This is a genomic window from Mesorhizobium sp. M1E.F.Ca.ET.063.01.1.1, assembly GCF_003998155.1.
In the GTDB taxonomy this organism is placed as follows: Bacteria; Pseudomonadota; Alphaproteobacteria; order Rhizobiales; family Rhizobiaceae; genus Mesorhizobium.
The window spans coordinates 1-2,032 of record NZ_RZSC01000927.1 but is presented as its reverse complement, the minus strand read 5'-3'; the positions used below and the strand labels follow the sequence as shown (position 1 = coordinate 2,032).

At 63.2% G+C, this 2,032-nt stretch carries 2 protein-coding genes and 1 other RNA gene; 1 reads left to right on the top strand and 2 read right to left on the bottom strand.

Annotation, left to right across the window (positions count from 1 at the left end; all coding sequences use genetic code 11):
* Nucleotides 1-58 precede the first annotated feature (58 nt).
* Nucleotides 59-370 carry a DUF2853 family protein gene (locus tag EOA29_RS34360; protein ID WP_126093135.1) on the bottom strand — a complete coding sequence of 104 codons (312 nt, stop codon included), beginning with the start codon at nt 368-370 and terminating at the stop codon, nt 59-61.
* A 168-nt stretch (nt 371-538) separates the two neighbouring features.
* On the opposite strand from EOA29_RS34360, the gene ssrA reads away from it, so the two are divergent.
* Nucleotides 539-899, top strand: a transfer-messenger RNA (tmRNA) gene (gene ssrA, locus EOA29_RS34355).
* A 150-nt stretch (nt 900-1,049) separates the two neighbouring features.
* On the opposite strand, the gene EOA29_RS34350 is transcribed toward ssrA, so the two are convergent.
* The coding region (locus tag EOA29_RS34350) for an MFS transporter (protein ID WP_127222253.1) at nt 1,050-2,032 on the bottom strand (983 nt) is incomplete at its 5' end.

Sequence of the window (2,032 nt, the reverse complement as noted above, 5' to 3'; positions counted from 1 at the left end):
GCGCCGGAGAATCCAGGGCGCGCCGACACGACGGCGTGCCGGCTACCGACGGCCACGCTCAGAGAGAACCCAGCTTGCCCAGATCCTTCGCCACCAGGTAGTAGAAGGTCACGCGGCTCTTGGTGTTGTCGGCGGCCATCGCCTTGCAGACTTTCTCGATCGAGGCGTCGGCCTTGGCGGCATCGGCGATGCCGAGCTTCTTGCCGACCCAGTTCTCCCGAACGCGCTCGAGTTCCTTCGGGTCGGTGCAGGACACCAGCGCGGAATCGCGGTTCCTGAGTGCGATGCCCAGATGCTTGACGATCTTCTCGACCGCGTCGGCGCTAACGCCGGCATCGTATTTCTTCACATCCGCAAGATAGTCGGCCATCAAACTTCCCCTCGTCGGCGCCACGGATCCGGTCAATGAGGCTTGTGGCGCGCCGCGCAAGCTGTGCGCTAGGTCAGAGATTCCTCATCGCCGGCGGAGCTTCGATTGAGTAAGCGCGCAAGTCAACCCTCGGCTGTCGAGTTTGGCGCCGGGGACAAGTGCCGGTTTGGCCTTCCATTTTCCATGATCGGTCCCTATATTCTTTTCGTCGGCTTGACCGACTATGGCGATAAACAGGCGATGAAATAAGCCGTTCGGACCCGGGGGCGGTACCCGGCGCCTCCACCAAAAACCGCTCTGGTCGACGGAGCGGCTTTTGCTGGGGGCGAAATAGGATCGACGAAGGTGTAAAGATCGTACTTTTGCCCGGCATTGTACCACCGTCATCGGGCTAAACTTATAGTTGCCAACGACAACTATGCGGAAGCTCGTCTCGCTGCTTAATGCAGTGCGAACGCTTCGAATCAAGCCCTAGAGGTTCGCACTTCTAGGCGGGGTTCGGAGGTACCTGGCAACAGAAACCTCCACCTTCCCCCCTCTTTGCTTTCATCCGAACTCGACCGAACGGCCAAGGCTCGTCCGGCGCGCATGCGCCATCCTGCCCTCGACGTGGCCGGATTGTCATCGACGTGAAAAAGGCCGGGCAAGCCCGGCCTTTTTCGATCTTTTGTGGGTTCTCTTACTCCGCGGGCGCTTCGACCGCTTCGCGCGCTCGGCCGAGTGTAAGCTTGGCTAGGCTGAACGAGATCACCGCGCAAAGCGTGATGCCGGCAACCATGGGCAGCGGCGTGCCGTCGAAGAAGATGCCGGCGACGCCCATCGCCAGCGCGCCGATGGCGAAGTGCAGCGTGCCCATCAGCGCCGAGGCGGTGCCGGCGATCTCGCCATGCTCTTCCATCGCCAGCACCGAGGTGGTCGGGATGACCAGGCCGAGGAAGCCGTAGCCGACGAAGAGCAGCGCCGCCATCACGTCGAGCCGGTCGACGCCCGAAGCCATGATCGCGAACAGCGCCACCATCACCGTGGCGTAGCCGGTGACCGCCACCCAGACGACCCGCTTCAAGCCAAAGCGATCGGCCAGCATTCCGGTCAGCTGCGACATGCCGATGAAGGCGACCGCATTGATCGAGAAGAACACGCTGTAGACCGACGGCGACAGGCCGTAATGGCCGATCAGGATGAAGGACGAGCTCGACAGGTAGACGAAGAAGCTCGCAATGCCGAAGCCGGCGATCGCCGTCAGGCCGAGAAAGTTGCGGTCACCCATCAGATAGCGGTAGCCGGCCAGCGCCGTGCCGAAGGACGAGTTGGCGCGCTCCTCGACCGACCGCGTCTCGTTCAGCGAGGTGGCGAGCAGGATGGTGGCTAAAGCCGCGGCACCCGTGACCGTCCAGAACACGGCGCGCCAGCCGAAGCTCTCGATGATCTGGCTGCCGGTCAACGGCGCGAGAATCGGCGACACCGAAAACACCAGCATCAGCAATGACATCAGCTTGGCCGCCTCGTTGCCGGTGTGCAGGTCGCGCACGATGGCGCGCGGCACGGCCATGCCAGCACTGGCGCCGAGCCCCTGCAGGAAGCGGAACGCGATCAGCCACTCGATATTGGGCGCAGTGGCCGAGCCGCGCGCCATCGTGCGCGACCTGCACACCGGCAACGAGG